At 70.4% G+C, this 3,443-nt stretch carries 3 protein-coding genes; all 3 read right to left on the minus strand.

Annotated elements, in window-relative coordinates:
* Positions 1–59: 59 nt before the first annotated feature.
* Genes ACFWPJ_RS28210 through ACFWPJ_RS28220 form a run of 3 tightly spaced genes read right to left on the minus strand, consistent with a single transcriptional unit; the run spans position 60 to position 3,348 of the window.
* Positions 60–1,577 carry a class I adenylate-forming enzyme family protein gene (locus ACFWPJ_RS28210; protein ID WP_378855834.1) on the minus strand — a complete coding sequence of 506 codons (1,518 nt, stop codon included), beginning with the start codon at positions 1,575–1,577 and terminating at the stop codon, positions 60–62.
* Complete coding sequence (locus ACFWPJ_RS28215; protein WP_378855836.1) at positions 1,574–2,332, minus strand: glycosyltransferase family A protein; 759 nt, start codon at positions 2,330–2,332, stop codon at positions 1,574–1,576. The genes ACFWPJ_RS28210 and ACFWPJ_RS28215 overlap by 4 nt, the downstream gene beginning before the upstream one ends.
* On the minus strand, positions 2,329–3,348 hold the full coding sequence (locus ACFWPJ_RS28220; RefSeq protein WP_378855838.1) for an NAD-dependent epimerase/dehydratase family protein: 1,020 nt from the start codon (positions 3,346–3,348) through the stop codon (positions 2,329–2,331). Before ACFWPJ_RS28220 ends, ACFWPJ_RS28215 begins: the two co-directional genes overlap by 4 nt.
* Positions 3,349–3,443: the final 95 nt, after the last annotated feature.

Below are 3,443 nucleotides of genomic sequence, written 5' to 3' on the forward strand. Positions count from 1 at the left end.
ACTATGCTACAGGCGACGCTCCACCCGGCGGGTCGTCGCCTGGTTCGTGCGGCCGCGGCCTAGGCGAGCTGTTCGCGCAGCAGCTCGCGGAGGGCGGCGCGGTCGGGTTTGTTCGTGCGGCCGCTGACGGGGATCCGGTCGACGATCACGATGTCGTCGGGGACCGCGGTGGTGTCGATGATCTGCGGCAATCGGGTGCGCAGCAGGGCGGCGACATCGCTTGTGTCGGGATCGGAGACGACGGCGAGGACGATGCGTTCGTCGCCGATCTCGTCGGGGATGCCGATCATGATCGCCGCGCGGACGCCGTCGATCGCCGTGATCACCGGCTCGTAGAGCCCCGGGTAGATGTTGGTCTTCCCGCGGATCATCATGTCCTTCTTGCGTCCGGTGAGCACGAGCTGGTCACCGTCCCAGCGGGCGAGGTCGCCGGTCGGGACCTCCGGGAGCGGGTCGGCGCCGAGGTAGCCGCGGCACAGGTTCGGTCCGGCCAGCACGAGTTCGCCGTCGTCGGCGATCCGGGCCACCACCCCTGGTACCGGAGCGCCGAGCAGATCGCCGGAGTGCGCGAGCTTGGCGACATCGTTGGTGACGGCGACCGGCAGGATCTCCGTCATCCCATAGATCGCGAGAAACTCGGTGCTGGGCAACGACTTCCGTGCCCTCCGTAGCAAGGCGGAGGTGACCGGAGCGCCGCCGAGGGCGACCTGGCGCAGGTACGGCGGCGGGGAGATCGCGCCGGACTCGAGCGCGTCGAGCGCGACGGCCAAGTCGGCGGGTGTGTAGAACGCGTGGGTGGCGCTGTGCAGGGCCTGGGTGAACCGGACCGGGTCGATGTGGGTGCCGAACCGCGGATACGGCGGCATCGCCCAGCGCGCACCCGCCATGAGCGCGGGCAACCCCATCATGAGCTGTTCGGTGTGCAGGAACGCGCCGGGCGCGAGACTGGTCCGCCCGCTCATCGCGGCCAGCCCCGCACCGAGCGAAGCGCGAGTGTGCACAACGGCTTTCGGCTCGTCGGTGGTGCCCGAGGTGAACACGATCAGCGCGGGCGCTTCCGGATCGACGGGTACGTTCGCCGTGCCTGCCGCAGGACCGGTGAAGCGGTGCAACGGAATCGAACCGGACGGCGTCCCCGGCAGCCAGGGACCACTGTGGACGTGCCGCACATCGAGTGCGCCGAACCGGGGGAGACTCAGCCCGCGCCGGCGTCCGAATCCGGCCAGCGGGCCACTCACCGCGTACAACAGCGATTCGGTGGCCGCCCAGGTGGGTTCGACCAGTTTCACCCGCTGGTCGAACAATTCGGGCCCCACACCGGGGTCGACGAAGACGATGGTCCCACCCGCCGCGATCACCCCGAAGATCAAGGTCACCGAGGACACGCTCGGCCGGATCGAGAACAGCATCCGGTCACCTGGTCGAAACCCGGCCGCCCCGAGGTTGTAGGCGACCCGGTCGACGGTGTCGACGAGCTCGCGATAGGTCAGCGCGCGTTCGCCGACCGCACCGAGCGCGGACGCGTCGGGGATCCGGTCGGCCTGCATGGCGAGGCGTTCGAGAAAGTCGGTCGTCATCGGATATCGACGACCTCGGGCCGGTATCGGTGGTCGGCGTACCAGGCCAGCGTCTTGCGGATGCCCCACGCGCGCACCCGCCGGTTCGAGCCGTACACCCGGACATCACGGCGCAACCCGTAGTCGGTGGTGATCGTGCGCACCGCGTTGACCAGCGCGCGATCCTCGTGCAGATCCTCGATAGCGGTACGCGGGAATCCGCCTGCGGCAAGGTACAACTCGGCGGTGATCGCCATATTGCACCCGGGCGTCATCACATAGGGGCCGAGATATTTCGGATCACGATTGCCTGAGCGCACCTTCCCGAAGGCCGACGCCACCTCCAGCGCGACCCGGATGATAGTGCGATCACGCCACGAAACCCCTTCGTCCGTCCGGGGAATCAGCTGCCCGCTGACCAGCCGCAGCCCGGAATCGAACCCGGCCTTGATCCGCTGCGTCCAGTCGGGCGCGGGCAGGCAGTCGGCGTCGGTGCGGGCAAGGAAGGTCGCCCCCTGCGCGATCGCGTACCGCATCCCGGTGTCGGCGGCGGCGCCGGTGCCCTTCTGTGGCTCGGTGATCACCTCGATAGCCGGGACCGGATGCGCCGCGGCGAACGCCCGCACGATCTCGACGGTGCCGTCGCTGGAGTTGTTGTCCACCACGACCACGGTGAAGTCGGTATCCCGTTGCGCGGCAACAGCAGTCAGGGTCGCACCGATCCCGCGCTCCTCGTCGAACGCGGGAATCACCACCCAGAGCGCGCCGCTGTTCACAGGTCGGCCACCAGCCGGTCGAGACCACCGATCCCGGCGACCCACTCGTGGAAGCGATCGAGACCGTCGGCGAACGGCACGGTCGGCCGGTACCCGAGTTCCCGTTCGGCACGGGAGATGTCGTAGGTCGCCGACCGCGTGACGAGCGCGACCGCGTACCGCGACAGCGGCGGCGTCCAGCGCTGCGCGACCGCCGGAATCCGCCACACCGTTTCGATCGCCGCCAGCGCGCCACTGAGCACCGGCGGAGGCACGGTGATACTCGGCGCGGCCAACCCGAACCGCTGCGCCACCGCTTCCATCGTCGGCCACACCGATACGGGTTCGGCATCGGCGACGAAATAGGCTCGCCCACCGACCTTCTCGGCCTCGAGCGCCAGTGGCACAGCCGCCACGAGATGGTCGATGTAGCACAGGGACGCCCACACATCCCGGCCGCCGGACAGGTCGGGCAACCGGCCCGCCCACAACTTCGCCAGAATCTGCACGATCGGCCCGCGCCGATCGCCGGGCCCCCACACCGCGCGCGGCCGCAGCGAGCACGTCGTGAACTCCGGTGTATCGGCCGCCAGTACCAGCTGCTCGGCCACCGCCTTGGTCTCGCAATAGCTGTTCAGGAACCGGGCGGGGTAGGGCACCGTCTCGTCGATGCCGAGCTGGTCACCGCCATCGGGCGCCATCAGCGCGCTCGGACTCCCGATGAACACGAACCGCGCCACGCCCGCCGCCGCGGCCTCCTGCATCAGCCGATCGGTCCCGGCCACATTCACCGCGAAGAACTCCGCGGGCCGCCCGAACTCCCCGAGCAGCGCCGCGGCGTGCACCACGGCCCGCACCCCGGACACGGCACGGGCCATGGCCGCGGCGTCCGCGAGATCGGCCACCGCCACCTCGGCACCGGCCGGCGCGGCCGCGGGGTCGCGCACCATCGCCCTGACCGGCACACCGCGCGCCAGCAGGCCGCGCACGATCGCCCCGCCGACGAAGCCGCTCGCCCCCGTCACCAGCACAGTCATCGGGTCACCTTAAGGCGTGGACGCGGCGCGGACAGCTGGGCACACCGATCTCCTCGCCGCGGGGGCGGGCGGGGGGCGCGGGGTGCGAGGGGGAC

The sequence above is a fragment of the Nocardia sp. NPDC058497 genome (genome assembly GCF_042720195.1).
In the GTDB taxonomy this organism is placed as follows: Bacteria; Actinomycetota; Actinomycetes; order Mycobacteriales; family Mycobacteriaceae; genus Nocardia.